At 47.0% G+C, this 23,728-nt stretch carries 15 protein-coding genes; 8 read left to right on the top strand and 7 right to left on the bottom strand.

Annotation, left to right across the window (positions count from 1 at the left end):
• Positions 1–388: 388 nt before the first annotated feature.
• Positions 389–4,627: a formate dehydrogenase subunit alpha gene (fdhF, locus tag R7E00_RS19250; protein WP_262605991.1), complete on the bottom strand. Its 4,239-nt coding sequence runs from the start codon at positions 4,625–4,627 to the stop codon at positions 389–391.
• 315 nt (positions 4,628–4,942) lie between these two features.
• Here fdhF and R7E00_RS19245 point away from each other — a divergent pair, with 315 nt between their 5' ends.
• From R7E00_RS19245 to R7E00_RS19215, 7 genes are all read left to right on the top strand, one after another.
• Positions 4,943–5,365: a hypothetical protein gene (locus tag R7E00_RS19245; RefSeq protein ID WP_170890022.1), complete on the top strand. Its 423-nt coding sequence runs from the start codon at positions 4,943–4,945 to the stop codon at positions 5,363–5,365.
• Positions 5,366–5,500: 135 nt separating this feature from the next.
• Positions 5,501–6,892, top strand: coding sequence for a TolC family protein (locus tag R7E00_RS19240; RefSeq protein ID WP_104029242.1), 1,392 nt, complete (start codon positions 5,501–5,503; stop codon positions 6,890–6,892).
• A gap of 146 nt (positions 6,893–7,038) precedes the next feature.
• The gene (locus R7E00_RS19235; RefSeq protein WP_262605990.1) at positions 7,039–8,760 is read left to right on the top strand and encodes an efflux RND transporter periplasmic adaptor subunit; all 1,722 of its coding nucleotides are present in this window, start codon (positions 7,039–7,041) and stop codon (positions 8,758–8,760) included.
• Between the two features lie 2 nt (positions 8,761–8,762).
• Positions 8,763–11,972 (top strand): efflux RND transporter permease subunit, encoded by a 3,210-nt coding sequence (locus R7E00_RS19230; protein WP_262605989.1) that lies wholly within the window; start codon positions 8,763–8,765, stop codon positions 11,970–11,972.
• A 76-nt stretch (positions 11,973–12,048) separates the two neighbouring features.
• Positions 12,049–12,600 carry a copper-resistant cuproprotein CopI gene (gene copI, locus R7E00_RS19225; RefSeq protein WP_054574439.1) on the top strand — a complete coding sequence of 184 codons (552 nt, stop codon included), beginning with the start codon at positions 12,049–12,051 and terminating at the stop codon, positions 12,598–12,600.
• Positions 12,601–12,924: 324 nt separating this feature from the next.
• Positions 12,925–13,776 carry a carbenicillin-hydrolyzing class A beta-lactamase CARB-42 gene (locus R7E00_RS19220; RefSeq protein WP_005375420.1) on the top strand — a complete coding sequence of 284 codons (852 nt, stop codon included), beginning with the start codon at positions 12,925–12,927 and terminating at the stop codon, positions 13,774–13,776.
• A gap of 282 nt (positions 13,777–14,058) precedes the next feature.
• Entirely contained in the window at positions 14,059–15,108 is a 1,050-nt protein-coding gene (locus tag R7E00_RS19215; RefSeq protein ID WP_054574440.1) for a sensor domain-containing diguanylate cyclase, read from the top strand.
• A 111-nt stretch (positions 15,109–15,219) separates the two neighbouring features.
• On the opposite strand, the gene R7E00_RS19210 is transcribed toward R7E00_RS19215, so the two are convergent.
• Positions 15,220–15,372, bottom strand: coding sequence for a hypothetical protein (locus R7E00_RS19210; RefSeq protein WP_005375418.1), 153 nt, complete (start codon positions 15,370–15,372; stop codon positions 15,220–15,222).
• Positions 15,373–15,618: 246 nt separating this feature from the next.
• On the opposite strand from R7E00_RS19210, the gene speG reads away from it, so the two are divergent.
• Positions 15,619–16,158: a spermidine N1-acetyltransferase gene (speG, locus tag R7E00_RS19205; protein ID WP_005375417.1), complete on the top strand. Its 540-nt coding sequence runs from the start codon at positions 15,619–15,621 to the stop codon at positions 16,156–16,158.
• Between the two features lie 47 nt (positions 16,159–16,205).
• Here the strand turns inward: speG and R7E00_RS19200 are convergent, their stop codons facing one another.
• From R7E00_RS19200 to R7E00_RS19180, 5 genes are all read right to left on the bottom strand, one after another.
• Positions 16,206–17,003, bottom strand: a complete 798-nt coding sequence (locus tag R7E00_RS19200) for a hypothetical protein (RefSeq protein ID WP_005385112.1) — start codon at positions 17,001–17,003, stop codon at positions 16,206–16,208.
• A 176-nt stretch (positions 17,004–17,179) separates the two neighbouring features.
• A complete protein-coding gene (locus R7E00_RS19195) occupies positions 17,180–18,265 on the bottom strand; it encodes an OmpP1/FadL family transporter (RefSeq protein ID WP_206970786.1) in 1,086 nt (361 codons plus the stop codon).
• A gap of 116 nt (positions 18,266–18,381) precedes the next feature.
• Positions 18,382–21,522, bottom strand: a complete 3,141-nt coding sequence (vmeQ, locus tag R7E00_RS19190) for an efflux RND transporter permease subunit VmeQ (protein WP_225477775.1) — start codon at positions 21,520–21,522, stop codon at positions 18,382–18,384.
• 10 nt (positions 21,523–21,532) lie between these two features.
• A complete protein-coding gene (gene vmeP, locus R7E00_RS19185) occupies positions 21,533–22,675 on the bottom strand; it encodes an efflux RND transporter periplasmic adaptor subunit VmeP (RefSeq protein WP_017635246.1) in 1,143 nt (380 codons plus the stop codon).
• Between the two features lie 90 nt (positions 22,676–22,765).
• On the bottom strand, positions 22,766–23,557 hold the full coding sequence (locus tag R7E00_RS19180) for a hypothetical protein (RefSeq protein WP_017821525.1): 792 nt from the start codon (positions 23,555–23,557) through the stop codon (positions 22,766–22,768).
• Between the last annotated feature and the right edge of the window lie 171 nt (positions 23,558–23,728).

Below are 23,728 nucleotides of genomic sequence, written 5' to 3'. Positions count from 1 at the left end.
TCTTGTTGTTATAAAAATCTTGCTTCGTTAATTCAGTATAGGAAGCGAGCAAAGTTTAGGTTATAGAACTTGCCCAAATAACAGGGGACAGTCAGAGACAGTCAATTCTATGACAAGCTCAACAACAAACTTTATTGCACTCTCATCATGGGCTTGAACAAAAATACGCCACAGAGACAGCAAGAAGTAAGAAGTAAGAAGTAAGAAGTAAGAAGTAAGAAGTAAGAAAGGAAAACTAACCGGAGCGCGGTGATAACAGAAAAGTAAAAGGAGTTTGAAGAAAAAGACAATCCGAGTGAATGTAGTGAGAGCGGAAATCAAGAGTAGATTATCCGCCCATCAACTAGGCTCAAATTGTCAGTGCCCACAACAACGTGACTCGCCGAATTTAAACGTGTTGGTAACTATCTTCGAGAGACTCTGTCTGCGTTGTCTTTTCGCTCACTTCCACTTTAACCGCAGCGACCTTGAACTCAGGGATCTTCGCATGCGGGTCAGTTGCCGTTGTCGTTAGGCGGTTGACTGGCGATTCAACAAAGTGGAAAGGAATGAACACCACTCCTTTTTGAATACGCTTAGTCACAAAAGCATCAATCTCAATGCTGCCGCGACGTGTAGACACCGTCAGACGCTGACCATTACTGATGCCTAGCGCTTCTGCGTCTTCCACGCTCACCATCGCGCGAGGGCCTGCAAGGTTATCCAATCCTTTGGTCTTACGCGTCATGGTGCCAGTGTGGAATTGCTCAAGTACACGACCTGTAGTAAGCACCAGTGGATACTCTTCATCTGGCAACTCAGCCGCATAACGGAACGGTACACCCACCATCTGCCCTTTACCACGAGTAAACTGGGTTTGGTGCATAATGCGAGTACCTGCCGGGTTGTTCTTGTTGCTCGGCCATTGCACACCGTTTGGCGTAATGGCATCCCAACGAAGACCCGCGTATTGAGGTGTCACTCGTGCAATTTCATTGGTGATATCAGACACGCAGTGGTAATCCCAATCACTGCCCATAGCATTGGCGATCTCTTGGATAATCCACCAATCTTCTTTTGCCTCACCCGGTGCCGTGACAACCGGATTCACACGCTGAACACGACGCTCCGTATTAGTGAAGTGACCCGCTTTCTCTGCAAATGAGCAAGAAGGTAGAACCACATCCGCGTATTGCGCGGTTTCTGTTAGGAAGATGTCTTGAACCACCAAGAAGTCGAGTGCTTCTAAACCTTCAATTACATGCGCTTGGTTCGGGTCGCTCAATACTGGGTTCTCACCCATGACGTACATACCACGAACGTCACGATGGCAAGCCGCATCAATGATTTCTGTCAGGGTTAGACCTTGCTCAGAAGGCAGATTTGGTGCGTTCCATTCAATCGCAAACTTTTGACGCACAATTGGGTTATATACCTTTTGGTAGCCCGGGAAGCTGTTTGGCAAAGCACCCATATCACACGCGCCTTGCACGTTTGATTGACCACGCAATGGGTTAATACCACCACCTTCAATACCGATGTTGCCACACAGCAATTGCAAATTAGCGATAGAACGCACGTTGTCATGACCTGTCGTGTGCTGAGTAATACCCATCGAGTAGTAAACAGCCGTACGATCTGCCGTACCGATCATGCGCGCCATTGCTTGAATGTCTTCAGCTTTAACGCCCGTAACCAACTCCACTTTATCCAGGTTGTAAGCTGGCGACATCACTTCTTGCAGTAAGGTATCAAAGCCGTCGACACGTTCTTCGATGTACTCTTGATCGTACCAACCGTTCTTGATGATCTGCTGCATGACGCCATTTAGGAGCATCACATCTGTACCCGGACGGTGCGCCATATACAGCTCAGCATGCTCTGCCATATCGACACGTTTCGGGTCAGCCACAATCAAACGAGCGCCGTGGTGACGAATTGCTTGTTTGATATGTGAAGCGATAATCGGGTGCGCCGATGTAGTATCCGAACCGATAATAAAGATCACATCAGAGTGCTTAATGCTTGGAATGTCGTTGGTCATTGCACCACTACCGAGTGATGCCTCAAGGCCAGTCACACTCGATGCGTGACACAAGCGCGCACAGTGATCGACGTTATTGGTGCCCAGTTCACGACGGACAAATTTTTGGAACGCGTAGTTGTCTTCGTTGGTGGTTTTTGCTGAAGAGAAACCCGCTAATGCGTTGCTGCCAAAATCTTGCTTGATGCCAGAGAACTTGTTCGCAATCAGTTGAATCGCCTCTTCCCAGCTTGCAGGCTGCAACCAACCATCTTTACGGATCAATGGCGTGGTAAGACGCTCTTCACTGCCAATGAAATCAAAACCAAAGCGCCCTTTCACACACAGCATGCCTTGGTTCACCGGCGAGTCACCGCCTTTCACGTAGCGAATCGTGTTGGTTGTCTCCTCCACGAACATGGTCAACTTGCAGCCCACACCACAGTATGTACAAATCGTGTCGACCGCTTTCAGATCTTCAGTACGACCTTGCGAACGGTCACGACTATCGACCATCGCGCCCGTTGGACACACTTGAACACACGCGCCACATTGCACGCAGTTCGAATCGCCCATCAGAGTTAAACCATTCTTGTTACTTCCAAAGTGTGGACGATCGTCTGGACGTAACGCGGGGCGACCTTGTTTATCGCACACAAAGTTCAGTACACCGTGCACGGCTTTGTCGCGACACGCTTGGATGCACTGACCGCAGCTAATACAGCGGTTAGCATCAAACTCAATAAACTCAGAACTGCGGTCAACTTCGTACTTATGACGCAAGTCTTTCGCACGAAGATCTAACCAATCTTGATGCGATTTAATCTGCAAAGAGAAATCAAAGCTTTGCTCAGCTTCATATTCGGTGGAGTAATCACGCAGCGCACAATCGGTATTTGCCTGACAGCCACATTCAAGGCAGCGTGCAGCTTCCTTCATCGCTTCTTCGTTATCAAAGCCCAACTCCACTTCAGCGAAGCTTTGCTCGCGTTGTGCTGGAGTCAGCTCAGGCATGATAGATCGAGCGACTTTCTGGATGTTCTCGAAGTGAAGCGGATCGACTTGAGAGAGCTTCTTCTCTTTACGCGAGTTGAACGCTGCCTTTGGCATATCCGCCATATCACCATTCAAAAACAGGTCAATCGCTTTTGCCGCAACGCGACCATCACCCACGGCTTCAACTGCCGTTGCAGGACCACGGCGGAAATCACCAATACTGAAGATATTGCCCGTGCCGGTGTGCATGGTCTTTTCATCTGCATCAGAGGTGTTCCAGCGTGTAAGCGGAATCGACAAATCTTCACCTTCGAGGAAGCTCAGATCTGGCTTTTGCGATACTGCCGCAATCACGGTGTCGAACTCTTCGGTAAAGAACTCGCCAGTTGGTTTAGGGCTTCGACGACCAGATGCATCCGGCTCACCCAACGCCATGCGCTCTAGACGAATCGCATTCACGCGTCCGGTTTCATCGGCAAGGTTTTCTGCAGGGTTGGTCAAGAAGTGGAATTTCACCCCTTCGTGTTCAGCTTCGACAATCTCGTAGCCTTCTGCTGGCATTTCGTCACGAGTACGACGGTAAATCAACGTGGTGTCTGCACCAGCGCGACGCGCAGTACGAGCACAGTCAATTGCCGTGTTACCACCACCGATCACCGCGACTTTCTGACCCGTTACATAGTTTTGCTCGGTAACGTAATCTTTTAGGTAATCAACGCCTAAGTAGCAACCCTCCAGATCGCTGCCTGTGTAATGCATTTCGACCGCTTGAGACGCGCCGACCGCCAAACACACTGCGTCGTATTCTTCGCTCAATTGAGAAAGCGTGAAATCCACACCCAGCTTTTGATTGGTGTGAACTTGCATGCCATTGCGGCACATCAGTTCGATTTCTTTATCGAGAATGTCTTTTGGTAAACGGTATTCTGGAATGCCATAACGCAACCAACCGCCCGCTTTTGGCATGGATTCAAAGACCGTAACGTCGTAGCCTTCGTTCGATAGGTAGTAGCCAGCCGTTAGACCACCAGGACCACTGCCGACGACGGCAATGTTCAAACCTTTGCTTGGTTTCTTTTCTGGTACATAGGCTTCATGCGCAGACAAATCTGCATCCGCGGCATGACGTTTTAGCTGACGAATTGCAATAGGCTCATCGACTAACGAGCGGCGACATTCGCTCTCACAAAATGCTGGGCATACACGGCCAATCGATAACGGCATAGGAAGCGTACGCTTAATCACTTCAATCGCTTTTTGATGATCGTTCTGTGCAATGTGATAAAGGTACGATTGGATATCCACGCCCGCAGGACATGCGGTTTTACATGGCGCTTCACAATCGGCGTAATGATCCGTCATGATGCGGTTAAGTGCTTTTCTGCGGTGCTCGCTTAGTTGCTCTGATTGCGTGACCACATTAAGGCCGCGGTAAACTTCAAGTTCACACGCACGCTTAGTACCGCCGCTTTCGACTTCAACCACACACAAGTCACACGGTACTTTTTCATTACTTTTGTTCATTCCGCACAGCGATGGGATCTCGACCCCACACACTTTTGCTGCTTCTAAAAGGGTTAGACCCTCTTCTACAATTCTATATTTTCCATCGATGACAATTTCTATCATGCAACCCCCGCAGCAAAGCAAATCCAAATCTGCACAAGTAAAACCATGCATTCTATAAGGATAATCATTTGTAAGACAAGTTAGTGTGATGTAAAACTTATAAACCACATTTTTCACGTGTCATAAAAAGCGAGGGCTTCTTTCGCTAACTTTCAACACTCGGTGTTTAACAAACGTTTTACTCCCTCGAAAGTGCGAAAACTGAAGGGTTGGACTATTTTGATAATAAGAGCAATAAATGATTGACCTTACCCTTAGGTTAACCTTTAGAATCGAAGGGTTTTCATCATTTTCATCAAACACATGGGAAAGGGTATGCACTTAAAATCGCTGCATACAATCTGGTTAACTCTCTTCACGACGCTAGTGCTATTGGTATCTAGTGTGGCGAACAGTGAGCCGTTGATGAATATTCAAATGATGTCTACTGGCATGGCTCACCATCCTTCTATGATGAGTGACAGCGAACACTGCGGTATGCCTGGTATGATGGACGTCTCCATGACTGACGCTTCTATGTCCGAAGATGGCGATGCAAGAGAAACCAGCATGAACTGTGGTGGAGGCTCCGGCATGGTTCATACCTGCTGTACTGCCGCGTGTACGATAGTTTTCGTCCCCCTACCGAATCCTACCAATAGCCCAATGCCCGTCATCTATCGCGCAACTATTACTCCTGAAGTTGCTTCCCCAGTCGTACACGTCAGCCGCGACCTATACCGACCTCCAATAGCCTAAATCCGTCCTAGCATTCGACCCTGCGCGTGTATCGCAGGTTGTTTTAATGCGCCTGAACGATGAGGTAACAAGGCTTTACTGTTCCCGCAATAAAATCCGCACCTCCATCGATCCGGCGAACACTGGATTTAGATTATGGATATCAAACCATACCGCTTAGCTGCACCTATTTTTATGGTGGCTCTGGTCGCTGCGCCTACCTTGGTTAACGCCGCAGGAAAAGAGACGCACGCAGCGCAAAATTCCGCATCAAGTGAGCGAGCTTCAACGACCAAGCTTGCCCAACTGATCAACGTCGCTTTGAGTAACGATGGCAATCGTAAGCAATACTCAGCGCAATCTGCTGCCATGCGTGAAACGGGCGTCGCGAGTGCGACCTTGATGGACCCAAAACTGAAAGTGGGTTTTGGTGGCTTGCCTGTCGACAGCTTCAAATTCGATGAAGACCCAATGACCAACATCTCCGTTGGTTTAATGCAACAGTTTGAGCGTGGCTCGACGCTTGATTTACAGCAGAAGAAAGCCAATCAACAAGCCGACGGCCTTGGGCTTCAAGTCCATGCTCGTGAGCTTGAAGTAGCCAACAGCATGACTCAACTTTGGTTAGAACTTGGTTACCAGCAACGCGCTGAACAAATCATGCTTGAGAATCGCAAGTTGATGAAGGAGATGGAAAGCTTTATTCAAACCAACTATTCGATTGGTAAGAGTGAAGCGCAAGATCTGCTCAATGCCCAGCTTCAAGTCAGCAAGTTGGATGAGAAACTGCAAGCCAACGCACAAATGCAACGTCGTCTTATCTCTCAACTCTCCGAATGGTTGGGGTCAGATTGGTTGGCAAACGAAGAGGCTCTGCACGCGAGCAATCAACTTAATTGGGACACACTGAACAGCAAACTTGCTGCCAGTCAGGGTTCCACCAAGCATTATCAGCAACTCAGCCAACACCCGATGGTTAAGATGGCCGACGTCAGTATTTCTGCCAATAAAACGCAGGTGGAAATTGCTGAGCAAGCCTACAACCCACAATTTGGCGTCGAAGTAATGTACGCCTACCGCCAAGCCGACAACATGATGGGTGAACCCGCCTCCGATTTGGTCAGCGCTTACCTCACCATGGACATTCCGTTGTTTACGGGTGACCGCCAAGATCGCAATCTCGCGGCCGCTCAATACCAAGTTGGCGCGGCACAATCACAAAAAGACACCTTACTAACGCAGATGAATGCCAAGGTGAACACTCTGTTGGTTGATCGCGGCAACTTAACCCAACGCTTAGAACGTTATCAATCCACCTTATTGCCTCAAGCGAAAGCGCGCATTCAAGCCGTTGAGCGGGGTTATCAAAACAACACAGCGCAGTTTAACGATGTGATTTCCGCCACGACTGACGAGTTGGCTCTGCAATTGGAGCAACAACGTCTACTGACCGATCTCAACATCGCAAACAGCAATTTAGCCACCCTACTCGGTGGTTTCGACTACCAAGTGGCTTCACCGGAAGCTCGCTCTATTTCGACATATTAATTTGTGATTCCCCAAGACAGTTGGGGCTACAGCTAGGCAGCAAACGAGAGAACCCCATGAGCATAGATCTGCTATGTGATTTGGGTGAACGAGAGCAGGCAACAACGCTGTAGCGTCAAATGTGAAGGGGAAAATAAGGTAAAACAATGAAAACATTTAAGATTGCAACCATCGCGCTGATTGTTGGTGGTGCTTTAGGGTTTGGTGCTAATCATTTTCTTGCGGGCTCGTCGACTCACGACATGAGTGCGATGGGTGGCGAATCTGCTGCAAGCTCTAATGATCCGCTTTACTGGGTTGCCCCAATGGATCCGAACTACAAACGCGACAAGCCGGGTAAGTCCCCAATGGGCATGGATTTGATTCCGGTTTACGCAGAAGACCTATCCGGTGAACAAGATGCACCGGGTACAGTGACTATTGACCCTTCAGTAGAAAACAACCTCGGGGTTAAAACCGCAAACGCGACACTACAACAGCTATCACCACGCATCGAAACGGTTGGCTATATTGCCTTTGATGAAAGTCTGTTATGGCAAACCAACGTTCGCGTGGCGGGTTGGGTAGAAAAACTCTACATCAATGCTGTGGGTGAGAAAGTGAAGAAAGGCGATGTGCTTTTCACGCTCTACTCTCCAGAACTGGTTAAAGCACAAGAAGAATTGCTGAATGCGTACCGCACTGGCCGCAAAGGTCTGGTAAAAGGCGCGACCGAACGCTTGGTAACGCTTGGTGTTGACCGCGCTCAAATCCAATCCATTACTCGTAGTGGTAAAGCATCGCACACCATTGAAGTCAAAGCGCCTGCTGATGGTGTTATCGCGAGCTTAAACGTGCGTGAAGGTGGCTATTTGTCCCCTGCTCAAGCGGTGATCAGTGCAGGTCCTTTGGACAATGTTTGGGTTGATGCTGAAGTCTTTGAGCGTCAAGCGCACTGGATGAAAGCGGGTTCTCAAGCCACGATGACCCTTGACGCGATTCCGGGCAATGAATGGCAAGGTGTTGTCGATTACGTGTACCCAATCCTCGATCCGAAAACACGTACGTTGCGTGTGCGTCTTAAATTCCCTAATCCAGATGGCGCATTGAAGCCAAACATGTTCGCAAACATTGCCCTGCAACCTGTCACTGACGACGCAGTGTTAACGATTCCTAAATCATCTGTTATCCGCTCTGGCGGTATGACTCGCGTTGTTCTGGCGGAAGGTGATGGCAAATACCGTTCTGCTCGAATTGAAGTTGGCCGTGAAGCTGGCGAACAAATCGAAGTATTACAAGGACTTAAACAAGGCGATAAGATCGTTACTTCATCTCACTTCATGCTCGACTCTGAATCAAGCCAGTCGGCGGATCTGTCTCGCATCAATGGTGTAGAAGCAGCGGCAGAAACAGCATGGGCCAAAGGTGAGATCACGGATGTGATGAAAGATCACCGCATGCTGACCATCAACCACCAACCTGTACCAGAATGGGATTGGCCGGGCATGGTAATGAACTTCACTTTCGCAGATGGCGTTGAAATGGGTGACTTGAAAAAAGGTCAGGCTATCGAATTTGAAATGCAAAAGACGGAGTCCGGTCAGTACCAAATCGTTGACTATAAGGCAGACAACAGTGTCATTGCGGCAGAAGTTTGGCTAACTGGTGACATCACTATGTTGATGGCCGACTTTGGCATGATCACCTTAAACCACCTACCGGTTGCAGAATGGAACTGGGATGCAGGTGAGATGAACTTCTCTGTCGGTGAAGACGTTGATCTATCGGGTTTTGAAGAAGGACAGAAAGTTCGGTTTCTAGTTGAAAAACAAGGATCTGACTACGTTCTTAAACAGCTAGTTCCTGCAACAACAGCCGTCGAGGGTTAATTATGATCAATGCTATTATTCGTTGGTCACTGAGCAACCGATTCCTAGTGTTGGTCGCGACCTTAGCCCTTGTATTAAGCGGACTTTACAGTGTAAAGAATACGCCTGTTGATGCGATTCCGGATCTTTCTGATGTGCAAGTGATCATCAAAACAAGCTATCCGGGTCAGGCTCCTCAAGTCGTCGAGGATCAAGTGACTTACCCACTCACCACCGCCATGCTTGCCGTGCCGGGTGCTGAGACAGTTCGTGGTTACTCCTTCTTTGGTGACTCTTACGTTTATATTATTTTCAACGATGATACCGACATGTACTGGGCACGTTCGCGCGTGTTGGAGTACTTAAGCCAAGTAGCACCAAAGCTGCCACCGAACGCAAAACCAACTCTAGGTCCTGATGCAACGGGCGTGGGCTGGGTTTACAGCTACGTATTACAAGACAAAACCGGCAAGCATGATTTGGCGGATCTCCGCAGCCTGCAAGACTGGTTCTTGAAGTACGAATTGCAAACCGTTGATGGCGTTTCTGAAGTCGCTACCGTGGGCGGTATGGTGAAGCAGTATCAAGTGCAGATTGATCCTGCCAAGCTGCGTGCGTACAACCTCACTTTGCAACAAGTGAACATGGCAATCCAAAACGGCAACCAAGAAACCGGCGCGTCCGTTATCGAAGTTGCGGAAGCCGAACACATGGTTCGTACCACGGGTTACCTAACCAGCATTGAAGACATTAAATCACTGCCGCTAAAAGTAACCGAGAAAGGCACGCCGTTGCTCTTAGGAGACATCGCAGACATTAACCTTGGTCCACAAATGCGCCGTGGTATCTCAGAGCTGAATGGCGAAGGTGAAGCGGTCGGTGGCGTAATCGTGATGCGCTTTGGTGAGAACGCCAGTGAGGTGATTGCGAAAGTCAAAGACAAACTCGCAGACCTACAACGCAGCCTGCCAGAAGGCGTGGAAATTGTTGCAACCTACGACCGCTCTACCCTTATCGATTCAGCGGTAGAAAACCTATGGAAGAAGCTCGCAGAAGAGTTCATCGTCGTCGCGATTGTGTGTGCGCTGTTCTTGTTCCACATTCGTTCTTCATTGGTTATCGCTCTGAGTCTACCGGTTGGCATTCTCACTGCGTTTATCGTAATGCATTGGCAAGGTATCAACGCCAACATCATGTCCCTTGGTGGTATCGCGATTGCCATCGGTGCCATGGTGGATGGTGCAATCGTGATGATTGAAAACGTTCACAAGCACATTGAACGAACGCCACTGACCGATAAAAACCGCTGGCAAGTGATTGGTAAAGCCGCAGAAGAGGTTGGCGCACCGCTGTTCTTCTCGTTGCTGATCATCACTCTTAGCTTCGTACCAGTGTTCGCCTTAGAAGGTCAGGAAGGCAAGATGTTCTCGCCGCTTGCGTTCACTAAGACTTACGCAATGGCAGCGGCAGCAGGTTTGGCGATCACACTCGTCCCTGTTCTTATGGGCTACTTCATTCGCGGTAAGGTGTTACCGGAACACAAAAACCCGGTTAACCGCGGCTTGGTCGCGCTGTACCGCCCGCTGTTGAACACCAGCTTAAAATACCCTAAGACCATGATTGTTATCGCATTAGGTCTAATGGCATCGGCTTACTACCCAACCAGTAAACTGGGTAGCGAGTTCATCCCGCCGCTGGATGAAGGCGACTTGATGTACATGCCAACGACCTATCCGGGTATCTCAATTGGTAAAGCGCGCGAGCTTCTACAACAAACCAACAAGCTGATCAAAACCGTTCCAGAAGTGAAAACCGTATGGGGCAAAATTGGCCGAGCTGAGACCGCAACCGATCCAGCGCCACTCACCATGATTGAAACCGTGATTCAGTTGAAGCCACGCGATCAATGGCGTGAAGGGGTAACAACCGAGTCACTGCGCAAAGAGTTCGACAAGCTGGTTCAGTTCCCTGGTCTTACTAACGCTTGGGTAATGCCGATCAAAACGCGTATCGATATGCTGGCAACGGGCATCAAAACCCCTATCGGCATTAAAATCGCGGGCCCTGACCTGAAAGTGATTGAGAAGATCGGTTCTCAGTTGGAGCCAATTCTTAATGGCGTACAAGGCACGGCATCGGTTTACGCAGAACGTGTAGCAGGTGGTCGTTATGTCACGATCGACATTAAACGTCGTGCCGCAGCGCGTTACGGCTTGAGCATCAAAGACGTTCAGCAAGTGATCTCCACTGCGGTGGGCGGTATGAATGTGGGTGAAACCATCGAAGGCTTGGAGCGTTACCCAATCAACGTTCGTTACCCACAAGACTACCGTGACTCAGTGGTAAAATTGCAAAACTTACCGTTAGTGACACCAAATGGCGCTCGTATTGCACTGGCTGACGTAGCGGACATTCGTTACGAAGACGGTCCTCCAATGATCAAGACAGAGAACGCACGCCCGAACGGCTGGGTGTTTGTCGACATCGATGGTCGTGACCTTGGCTCTTACGTCGTGGAAGCACAGCAAGTCGTGGCCGATCAGTTGGAGCTTCCTGCGGGTTACTCGTTGGCTTGGTCTGGTCAATACGAATACATGGAACGTGCGAAAGACCGCTTGAGTGTCGTGGTACCAATTACCATCGCCATCATTATGCTGCTGCTTTACTTCAGTTTCCGTCGTGTCGGCGAAGTAATGATCATCATGCTTACCCTACCACTCGCTATGGTTGGTGGTTTGTGGCTCATGCATATCCTCAACTACAACTTCTCGATTGCCGTTGGGGTCGGCTTTATTGCCCTAGCAGGCGTCGCGGTTGAGATTGGGGTCATCATGCTCGTCTACCTCAACCAAGCATGGCACTACAAAAAGCTGGATGCGGAAGAGAGCCAACAGAAGCTTGAGGCGAAAGACCTAACCGATGCCATTCGTGAAGGTGCAGGCCTGCGTGTTCGCCCAGTAATGATGACGGTACTGACGGTCATTATTGGTCTGATTCCGATCATGTACGGCGAAGGTACAGGGTCAGAAGTGATGCAACGTATCGCTGCACCAATGATTGGCGGTATGGCCTCAGCACTGCTGCTGACGCTGTTAGTGCTTCCAGCCATCTTCAAGCTGTGGAAACAACGTGAGTTGCGCCCAAACAACTCAACTCCGAGCCAAACAAGCACGCAAACTGGCAACCAAATCGAAAACGCCGACAGCACAGATCGCACTGATAACAAGGCTTAATCCTTACCTTCCTCTCAAACATGCAGTTTGAGGGGAAGCAACCAAGTTATTAATGAATTAAAACAAGGATATAAAAATGAAAAAGACACTAATCACTCTTGCTCTAGCCCTAACAACAACGACTGCGTTTGCCCAAATGGATCATTCAAACATGGACCATGGCAACATGAAGCATGAAAACATGGACCACGGCAGCATGAAGATGGACCACAGTAAAATGGACCATTCAAACATGATGGATATGCCGGGCATGTCGGCAGTAGGTATGCCAGCGAAAGGGGCAAAGCCAGACAAGGTGGTACACGTAATCTTGGGTGATGACATGACCATCAAGTTCAAGAAAGACGTCAAGATTGAGCCAAACGATGTGGTGCAGTTTGTAGTCATGAACACCGGCAAGATCAACCACGAGTTTACGATTGGTTCGGCTAAAGAGCAGCTAGAACATCGCGAAATGATGAAGACAATGAGCGGTGATCACATGCACGACTCGGGCAACTCTGTGACGGTAGAACCGGGTAAAGCGAAGCAATTACTGTGGCACTTCCACGGTGACAACAAGGTTGAGTTCGCGTGCAACATTCCAGGCCATGCAGAATCGGGCATGGTTAAAAAGATTGAACTGTAAGTAATTATCCAACTAGACAAAGGAGCTGATGATTCAGCTCCTTTTATTTCTGGATCAAACTATTCGTTAGCTCATGATAAGAAATTCTGAGCCAGTGTCTCACGCTAAGATATTTTTGTGACCGAATCACCGACGTAATATATAAGCCAAACTACAGGCCTTGATAGCAACACTCTTCTCCCCATATTGAGACCGTTTAAGCGTATTGCAAAGAATCCTACATAAAATAGACATAGATTTAACAGTGTTTAGAGTATTGGCTCGTTATAGTTTACGTGACATCGCTACCGTGCGAACTAAAACTAAAATTGAAGAACACGATCCATGAAAAAGTTATTTTTGTTGGCTGGGCTAATGGTTTGCTCAACCCTAAGTTACGCGTCCCAACTGAATGAGGACATTTCTCTCCTCGAGCAACAAACCTCAAGCAGAATTGGGGTGTCAGTTTGGGATACCCAAGCAGACGAGCGTTGGGATTACCGTGGCGATGAACGCTTCCCACTCATGAGCACATTCAAAACCCTAGCTTGTGCCAAAATGTTAAGTGATATGGACAGCGGTAAGCTAAGTAAAAATGCGACCGCAAAAGTCGATGAGCGCAGTATCGTTGTATGGTCTCCAGTGATGGATAAGCTCGCAGGCCAAAACACACGCATAGAGCACGCGTGTGAAGCCGCTATGTTAATGAGTGATAATACCGCAGCCAACTTAGTATTAAATGAAATTGGCGGCCCTAAGGCCGTAACAATGTTTCTGCGAACAATTGGAGATAAAGCAACGCGCCTAGACAGAATAGAACCTCGCTTGAACGAAGCCACACCAGGCGACAGCCGCGACACAACTACACCTAACGCCATACTAAACACTCTTCGAACTTTGGTCGAAGGCGAAACGTTGTCTTATGAGTCTCGTGTACAATTAAAAATCTGGATGCAGGACAACAAAGTTTCAGACTCGTTAATGCGTTCTGTATTACCAACAGGTTGGTCTATTGCAGACCGTTCTGGTGCGGGAGGTCATGGTTCGCGTGGCATTAACGCGATTATATGGAAGGAAAATCATCGACCTGTTTACATTAGTATTTATGTCACAGAAACTGAGCTCTCACTTCAAGCTAGGGACCAACTCGTTGCGCAGATAAGTCAGTTGATTTTACAAAAGTACAAAGACAATTAAGTCACCACTCACCTGACCCTATTTGTATCCTTTTCTAGCCCTTCTCTTCCAGAAGGGCTCATTCTGTACTTCCATCTTAAAAACACCACTTATTGAGTAATGACTTACTTATAAATAGGTATAAGATTTACTTATTTAGGGTGAGTTAACGCCCACATTAAGCAACCAAATGCACACAAACGGCGATAATTGAACCATACTCTTACCAAGAAGCACATTTTCTACAAAATAGCTTCACGTAATTTATTGTTGGTATTTGCAACATTGCCAAGGAGATGTCTATTGAGACTTGAAAGAACTTTTAACCCTGATGACTTATCGATGCAAAACATGGAAAGTCCGATATGTATGCCGATAGGGTTTGTTCACTTTTTAGCTCAATCGGAAACACTACAGCAAGTACTTGATACGGTGGCAGAATGGATAAATCGCATATTTAATTCTGACCGTGCGAGTATCACACTTTATGAAAACAATGATAATTTAAAGGTCTACTCTTTCTCTGGTAGTAAAGCGATTCCCGCTGAATTTTTAGTGCCCATTCATCAAGCGTTTGTTGGCCGAGTGTTCAAAAAGCAACAACTGATGATCTGCGACGATGTTACTCAATCTGATGAGATCGATTGTGTGATGCTCGCATCCAATGGTATGGGTACGTGTATGGACGCGCCTTTAATGCACGGTAAAGTCTGCCTAGGAACGCTTAATGTTGCGCATCATCAAACGCACATTTACACAAACGAACAAGCGGCACAGCTTCAGTGCATCGCTAATTGGATTGCTTTAAACATTGCCCTTCATATACAGATCATGAAAATGGAGCACCTCGCCACGACGGATGATCTAACAGGTATTCCAAACCGCAGAGAGTTCATGCGACAAATCGAAAGCCGCCTAAATGAATACCGAACCCAGGGCATTGACTTCCATGTTGCTATTTTAGATCTCGACAATTTTAAAAGCCTCAATGACCGATTTGGTCATGACGCAGGCGATAAATCACTGATCCATGCAGTTAATACTATTAAAAGTCATCTACTTGATTGTGACTTACTTGCCAGAGTTGGTGGTGAAGAGTTTGCCATGGTATTAAGAAGTCGCTCATCACAGCAAGCTCTAGACACATTAGAAACAATTCGTAATGCACTAGAAACGACGACCGTTCAACATTCAGGTTGTGATATGAGCTTCACCGCGAGTATTGGGGTAACTCAAGTCTGTCGTCTCGACGACTCATTTGAACCACTTGTTAAACGCGCAGACTTAGCACTTTACAAGGCAAAGGAAACCGGAAGAAATCGCGTTGAGTTTCATATTGGTGAAGAAAGGTAGAAAAAATAAAAAAGGTAGCGACTCATTGCGCTACCTTTTATCGATTCTAACCCGCTTAAAATAACTAGTACGAACTTTAAGCCAGTTAAAAATAAGAATGAGCAAATTTAATTATGCTTTCTTAAGATCTTTAGCTGGGTAAGTTAGTGTTTTTTCGCCTGCTTTTACATGTGTGTAAAAACCGCCACTGCTTAAACCTGTAACAACCATTTCGCCAAGATCGATACCTTTAGTCGCTACTACTACGTCACCGATTGAAAACATATTGAATACCTTGTTTGTTTAGATTAAGACACTAAGTCGTTGCGCGGTATTTAATACGATATTAGGCAAAGCACCTAATCGAGTTTTTTATCGTAAAGATTAATTTATATTTGTCGTGAACTCTAAGTTTCCACATTGAAAATCACAGGATATTTTCCAAAAAAAGATGCGCGATTCTTGTGAAATACGGTAATATTTTCTAGCATCAAGTGCGGAGGTATTCTCCGCCCTCATTGGAGAAAAATGATGAAGAAAGGCCTAAAAATGCGTGCATTAGAGCGTTCTGATTTGCGCTTTATTCATGAACTGAATAACAACCGAAATATCATGGCCTACTGGTTCGAAGAACCTTACGAGTCTTATGACGAGCTCGAAGAACTTTATCGAAAACATATACATGATGACGCTGAAAGGCGTTTTGTCGTCGAAGATGAAGACGGCATCGTAATTGGCTTAGTTGAGCTGATCGAGATTAACTACATTCACCGCAGCGCGGAATTTCAGATAATCATCGCCCCAGAGCATCAAGGCCGAGGTTATGCGACAGAGATGATTAATCGTGCGTTAGATTACTCATTCTCAATTCTTAATCTACGTAAAATCTACTTATTAGTCGCAGTGGATAACGAAGTCGCTATTCACTTATACAAAAAGTGCGGCTTTATCGAAGAAGGTCACCTTGTAGAAGAATACTTTATTAACGGCGCTTACAGCGATGTTAAGCGCATGTATATATTAAAACACCAGTACCAGAAAAAGATCGAAGAAAACAACTCAATTCACTAGTTCATTCTATCAAAGTAAAAACGCAGCTATTTGGGCTGCGTTTTTATTTATTCAAATTGATATTGATATGATAGCACGATGCGCTTGTCTGCTTCATCCAAATAGGTGTTGTTGTCCATGACAAACGTCATTACGTTAAAAGAGTGGCGTTTGCTCACGAGGTAACCAAGACCAATACCACCAAAGAAGCCTTTGTAGTTCTCTCCTTCACTGTTTTCTGAGCCGTAAGTGCCTGCTGCGAAGCTGATTAACGTCAGCTCTTTGGTAAACGATTTCAGCGCAAATGCACCAACGTAACCGCTACTGCCTGAAGAGCTCATCATGTTGAAGCCATTCTCTGCACTTGGCGTCCCCGTAAAGTTAGGCTCGCTACAGAGACTACTTTCTGCACCGTCACAAACAGGAACATCACCAGTGTTGTACGTATAGCCTGCCATTGGGAAAATTTGGAAGCCTGCTGGCTCAATCCCGAAATAACTTAGCGGCATAAAGGTACCAACGCTGTAGTTGGTTTGATCCGCGCCGTTTACATATTCATTTTTACCGAAGTTGAAGTTCACGATACCGACCGGAAACAACCACGAGCCACCAATACGCCACTCGCTCGCATCATCATTGATACGCAGGTTAATTTTGCGCGCTTGGTCAAGCGCAAGTGAGCCCGAGAATGAGATGTTTTGATCATCAAAATCGTAGTTGTTTGCGTACGACGCGCCAAATTTCGTGATGACTTTTGTTGGGTCATCCGCCAACTTGTTTTTATTGTCTTTTACTCGATGCTCGGCACCATGAGCCAGCGTACTGACCAACAAAGTCGTACACACTAACGCTAGTTTGTTTTTCATTTTTTAGTCCTTTGAGATGTTGAATACCCGCACTTAGCTGCGCAGATATTTTTTGAATCATCACTCACTAGATGTGACAGAAGCGCCCTAACTACCTTAGATGGCGTGACAGCATCCAGTGCAGGTAGTTAGGGTGGAATGGCCTGTAAGGAAGGCGTTTTAGCGATTAGGAATGATTAGTTTTTCCAGTTGTAGCTCATGCTCATGAAGTAGAGAGCAGGCTCATCAAAGCCAGCTTGTAAGCGTGGCGTTTCCGACGATTCCATCAAGATCGCTTCCAACGCGAAACCAATTGAGTTTTCTGAATCCAATTTGTAATCAATGCCTGTACCAATGCGGTACGCCTTGCCAGTAGGAACGGTAATGTCACCGTTTGATTGGCTTTCATACATGCTGGTATCGAATGCAAAACCTGCATTCCACATCATTTTTTCATTCAGTTTGTACTGAGTACCCAATGCGATTTGGTAAGTGTCTTGTGTCTCTACGCCCAGCGTGGTTGTGTATTCGCTCCAGTCTTGCCAGTTCACGTTCCACATCACCGCTAGGTCATCATTCACTTCATGGTAAGCACTGAAGATCAGTTGTTGTGGAGCAATGGAGTTACTATTGTCGAATTCAAATTCGGTTTCAGAAGAGTAAGACAACCCAAGACGCGTGCCTGGTGTTGCCTCATAAAGCACACCTACTCGGCCGTTGAGCTGAGTATCTTGGTCTTCGTCATTGAAGTTCAGGGCTCCCTTCGTTTCCACTTCATACATACCGTACTGAATGCCAAGCGCCGCACCCACAGACCAGTGATCATTGATGCGGTAAGAAGCGGAAGGTTGAATGGTTAAGGCTTGCGTCGTTGCTGTAGGAATATCTAAATGATTATTCAAAAGACCTTCGTACTCGAGGCCAAGACCGTAGTTGCCATACAGACCAATACCCAGCGTCCATTTGTCGTTTACTTGTTGGCTGTAAAATGCCGACGCCATAGGAACAAAACCAATCACGTTGCCCGCATCGCCAGTCATCGTGTCTAGTTGCGCGTCACCGTAAAGGCCAATCAGGTTACCAGAGAAAGATTTACCAGAAACATTCGCCAGACCAGCCGGGTTTGCTGCCATTACTGAGGCATCTTGCGCACGAGCCGCCATACCAGCGGATGCCAAACCAATATCCGATGCTGTTGTTTCGTAAAGGTATAACCCACCCGCTTGCGCAGCAGCACACGTCAGTAGAGAGCTCGCTACGACGATTTTTGAAAGATTTTTCATGCTAAAACCTATTATTTTTTGGGGAACCCACGCTGCGACGGTGGTTGTATATCAATGAAAGGCATTGGCCAATCGCACACAGCGTGGGGGTGTTGTGGAGTCAGTTGAAATCAGCGTTATTGCTCGCTCACCTCAAGTTCAGTGGGTTTCTTTCGCTTAAACTTCTCGCGCAGAGATTGCATCATCACGAAGAACACCGGCGTCAGCAACGTGCCTACAAACGTAGAGAGAATCATGCCGCCGAATACCGCAAAGCCCAGTGAGTGACGAGATGCCGCACCAGCACCCGATGCAATCACCAACGGGAATACCCCCCAGATGAAGGCGAATGCGGTCATCTGTACTGCACGGAAACGAATTCGAGCAGCTTCTTTGGCAGCATCAATGATGGATAAGCCCTTTTCTTCTCGCAGAACTTTGGCAAATTCCACGATAAGAATCGCCACTTTGGCGGACATACCGATCAAGATGACGACACCAATCTGCACGTACAAATCGAACGGTTGTCCCACCAGCAGTAGCGTGCCCATTGCGCCGAGAATCGCGACTGGAACCGCCATCATTACCGCAGCAGGAATGGTCCAACTTTCGTACTGAGCCACCAAGAACAAGTAGGTGAACAGCAAAGACAATGCGAACGCGATTGGTGCCATGTTGCCTGCTTTCATCTCTTGGTAAGTCATGCCTGACCACTCGTACGAGTAACCACTTGGCAAAGATTCCGCAGCCAGTTTTTCAATGGCTTTTACAACATCACCCGAGCTGTAACCTGGCGCTGGCGCACCGTTCACGGTTGCAGAACTGAACATGTTGTAGTTCGATAAGGTATCAGGGCCGAAGATCGGCTTCACTTTCACTAGCGTTGCCAGTGACACCATTTTTCCAGAGCTTGAGCGAACAAACAGATGGTCGATGTCGTCGATGTTGTCACGGTATTGCTCTTCTGCTTGCACTTTCACTTGGTACGAACGACCAAACAAGTTGAAGTCAGAAATGTAGGCACCGCCCAACTGTGCTTGCAGTGTGCTGAAGATTTCATTCAACGGTACGCCCATCGAAATCGCTTTATCGCGATCAATATCGATGTAGCGTTGCGGAATGTTCGCACGGAAAATCGAGAACGCACGCGCCACTTCAGGCAGTTGATTGATTTGGGCAACAAAATCAGCGGTTGTTTTTGCCAACTCTTGTGGAGAACGGCCCAAGTTGTCCTGCAGCACAAGGTTGAAACCATCCACCGCACCCATGCCTTTGATTGCCGGCGTCGCGAAAACGAACGAAGCGGCATCTGGCGTTGAGTTCAGCATTTGGTTAACTTTGTTCATCAACGCACGTTGGTGTAGTTCAGGGTCTTTACGTTTGCTCCAGTTATCCAGTTTGATGATCAACATGCCCGAGTTTGGAATCGACGCCATGTTAATTACCGAGAAGCCCGCAACCGAAACCACGTTCTCCACACCTTCCATCTGTTTTAGCTCATCAACGTACTTCTTCATTAATGGTGCAGTACGCTGCAATGCTGCTGCGTCTGGCAAACGCATTTCGACCATGAACACGCCTTTATCTTCGTTCGGAACGAAAGAAGAAGGTACGGTCATGAACGCAAATGCCAGCACCGCAATAAGCGCGCCATAAACACCGATACTCAGCACAATGCGGCGGCTCAAGAAGCCAACTAAACCTTGGTATTTGCGCGTTATTGCTTCAAAACCTCGGTTAAACGCACGCAAAGGCGCAATAGGTTGCGAGTGAGTAGATTTCAACATCAACGCACAAAGCGCTGGCGTTAACGTTAATGCGTTGATCGCAGAGAGCAGCACCGATACACAGATGGTGACCGCGAACTGGTTGAACATTCGACCAGAAATACCCGGCAATAGCGCAACCGGTACAAATACCGCCAACAAAATAAGCGTTGTTGCCAATACTGGCCCTGTCACTTCTTTCATAGCTTGGATCGTGGCCGGAATCGGGTCTAAATGCTCTTCATGGATAACCCGCTCCACGTTCTCTACCACGATGATCGCATCGTCCACCACGATACCGATGGCGAGGATCAAGCCAAACAACGAGATCGTGTTAATGGTCATGCCCATCACGCCTATGATTGCGAACGTCGCAATGATGGAAACCGGAATCGCTAAGGTTGGAATGATGGTCGCTCGCCAGTTCTGCAAGAAAACGTACACAACGAAGGTGACAAGAAGTACTGCAATCACCAGCGTCTCGTACACTTCATCAATCGATGTCTCTACGTATTCGGTAGAGTCATACGCGATGTCGTAGACCAAATCATCTGGGAACGATTTCTCGTACTCTTTCATGGCCTCTTTCACGCGTTCCATCACGTCTAGCGCGTTCGCGGTCGGCAACTGGTACAAGGCCAGAACGGCGGCTGGTTCGTTATTCATACGACCATCAGCTTCGTAACCTTGTGCACCAACTTCCACACGAGCCACATCTTTCAAGCGAATCAAAGAACCTTTCTTGCTCGCACGAATGATGATGTTCTCGAACTCTTCCGCAGAAGTGAGGCGGCCTTTGGTTTGCAAAACATATTGATATTGCTGGTCACCTGGAGCTGGCATACCACCGATCTTACCCGCCGCCACTTGGATGTTTTGCGTTTTAATTGCGCCAATAACATCGCTAGCAGAAAGCTTCAAGGTAGCCAGTTTATTTGGGTTCAACCAAATACGCATTGAGTAGTCTTTCTTACCCAGCAGCGTAATGTCACTCATACCTTCGATACGTTTTAGACGCTCGACAATATTGAGATCCGCGTAGTTAGAAAGGTAGATACTGTCGTGAGACTGTTTCGGAGAACGCAGTGTGATAACGCCCAGCATGTCGGAAGATTTCTTCTTAACCGTCACACCGATTTGGTTTACTTCTTGTGGTAGAGACGACGTCGCCTGTGCCACCAAGTTGTTCACACGAACCTGCGCCATATCGCCATCTGCGCCCACTCGGAAGTAAATACGCAATGTGTATGAGCCATCGTTACCAATCACAGAAGACATGTAAATCATGTCTTCAACGCCGTTGACTTTGGCTTCTATCGGTTGTGCTACGGTCTTTTTAACCACGTCCGCGTTTGCACCCGGATACATGGTGCTCACCGTAATTACCGTTGGAGAGATTTGAGGATACTCAGAAATTGGCAAGACTTTCAGGGCGAGCATACCCATCAATGTCATCGCCAGTGAGATCACCAAAGCAAACTTCGGCCGGTGAATGAAAAATTTACTTAACATCAGTACTCACTCAGCCTTGTTCACTCTGTAGCTCAACGTCTTTCACCGTTGCACCCGGACGCACTTTTTGTAGACCATTGACGATGACTTTTTCGTTAGCCGCCAAACCAGTCAGCACAGCACGTTTCACACCGTAGGTCTGACCGAGTTCAACGTTACGACGAGACACCACGTGATCATCACCAACCACCATGACGTAGTCACCCGCTTGGTCTTGTTGAACAGCCGCCGATGGGATAAGCAAACCATCAATGGTTTTATTGCGCAGCTTGATGGTCAAGTTGCCATATTCACCCGGCATAAGCGCGTAAGTTGGATTATCGAATTGTGCTTCTGCTCGAATTGAGCCTGTTTCTAAATCGATCTTGTTGCCAACGGCGTAGATCTTGCCATCCAGCGGATACAATGAACCGTCTGAAAGCGTCAGTGTTAAATCAACATCCAGTTTGTCATCGTTACGATGAGCCACATCAATCGCACTTCTTACGCGGCGGTAGAGCTTCTCATCCACATCAAAGCCAAAGCGAATTGGGTCTACTTGAGTGATCGAAACAAGAGGAACGAGTTGAATTTTCGAAATACGGTCACCCACTCGGAAGTTGCTGAAACCCACGCGACCAGAGAAAGGAGCACGCACAGAGCTAAATTCAAGATCGAGCCTTGCTGAAACCAGCGTCGCCTTCGCCTCTTCTACCGAAGCAATCGCTGCGGCTTGCGCGGCAATGGCGTCATCGTATTGCTGCTCACTGATGCTTTTATCTTTGATGAGTTTCTTCACACGTTCTGCATCACGCGTAGTTTGAACGAGTTGTGCTTTTGCTTTTTGCAACGACGCTTTTGCATACGCCAGTGCCGCTTTGTAAGGACGGTCGTCGATTTCAAACAACAATTGGCCTTTTTCGACCATATCGCCATCTTTAAAATGAATCGCGGTTAATTCGCCACCGACTCGCGGCATAATATCAACGTCATTTACCGCTTCAGTTCGACCGATAAAAGTATGATAAGGAGTGATTTTTGTTTCGGTTAGGGTAACGGTTTCAACAGAGGGTGCTTGGGCTGTTTTCGTTGCGATATCGCCAGTTTTGCATCCTGATAGTAATGCAGAAGATATAGCAATAGATACCAACGCAAATTTATATTTGGCTTTCATGATAAACCTACTTTATTTAGAAAGTGCCCTAGCCTAAATATTTAAATATATGGATAAACACACTTTCTATTCTGGAAATAAACGAGGGAGTTAGAATTGGTAGTTAAATTCGATACGGTGATCACCATCACCGAAATTAACGTGCTCATTCCAGTTTGCAAAGTAACGAATATTTGCGCGAGGATTAATTTGATAAGACAACGCAAACTCATGAGTCAAGATATTATCTTCACCCGCGTAATAAGTATCTTTATATTGACTAGACCCTGACAACGTATGCATATACATTGGGTTGTAGTTAATCCAGATTTTATCGGTTAATTCAATTTTTGAGTACATACCCACAACAGTGAAAGTACCTGGAATTTCATAACCTTTGTCATCACCACTAAAATCATTAGCAATAGTGACACCCGCACCAGCTAAAGGAAATAGCTGCAACATACCAAACTTAGGTAGACCTTGAATAAAGCTATAAGATGCATCTAATTTATCGTTATCAACGTCGTAGTTTACATCTAATTGACGGCCTAGACCTTTTGCGACTTCTACTTGGAAATTACGTAGTCGGAAAGAGTCAATGCTGTCATCAACGTTGGCATATATTGGATCGTCATTGTCGCGAATGCCAAATAGCTCACCACCAATGCCTTTCATTTCAATGATGTTCATCGCCATGGTACCAGGCTGGCTAGATTGGTAAGTTTGACCGATTTTGATGTTCGCGCCTTTATCAGTAATACCAAAGCCAGCTTGGGTGTATACCGCAAGTGGGTCAGACATATCTTGTAGTTCTTCGCTATTGTTTGTTTGCGCATAGGCAGAAGACGCGAGTTGTAGGGCTGCAACCACAATGGCAACAGACGGTTTCACTAAATTCATAAAACTGTATCCATTTTAATGATTATAAAATTATTCACGTCATGAGGTCATCATAAATAGCAAGCAACACAACTCGCTTTGGATAACATAAATTATCAAAGCAAATTCAATAATGACGAAACATTCGACGTTTTAATTAAAATAAAATAAAGCATCGTAAAAGTTCAATCA

This window comes from Vibrio sp. Vb1755, assembly GCF_033338635.1.
In the GTDB taxonomy this organism is placed as follows: domain Bacteria; phylum Pseudomonadota; class Gammaproteobacteria; order Enterobacterales; family Vibrionaceae; genus Vibrio; species Vibrio alginolyticus.
Note: the sequence above shows the minus strand (reverse complement) of the source record. Positions and strands in the feature narration are given on the sequence as shown.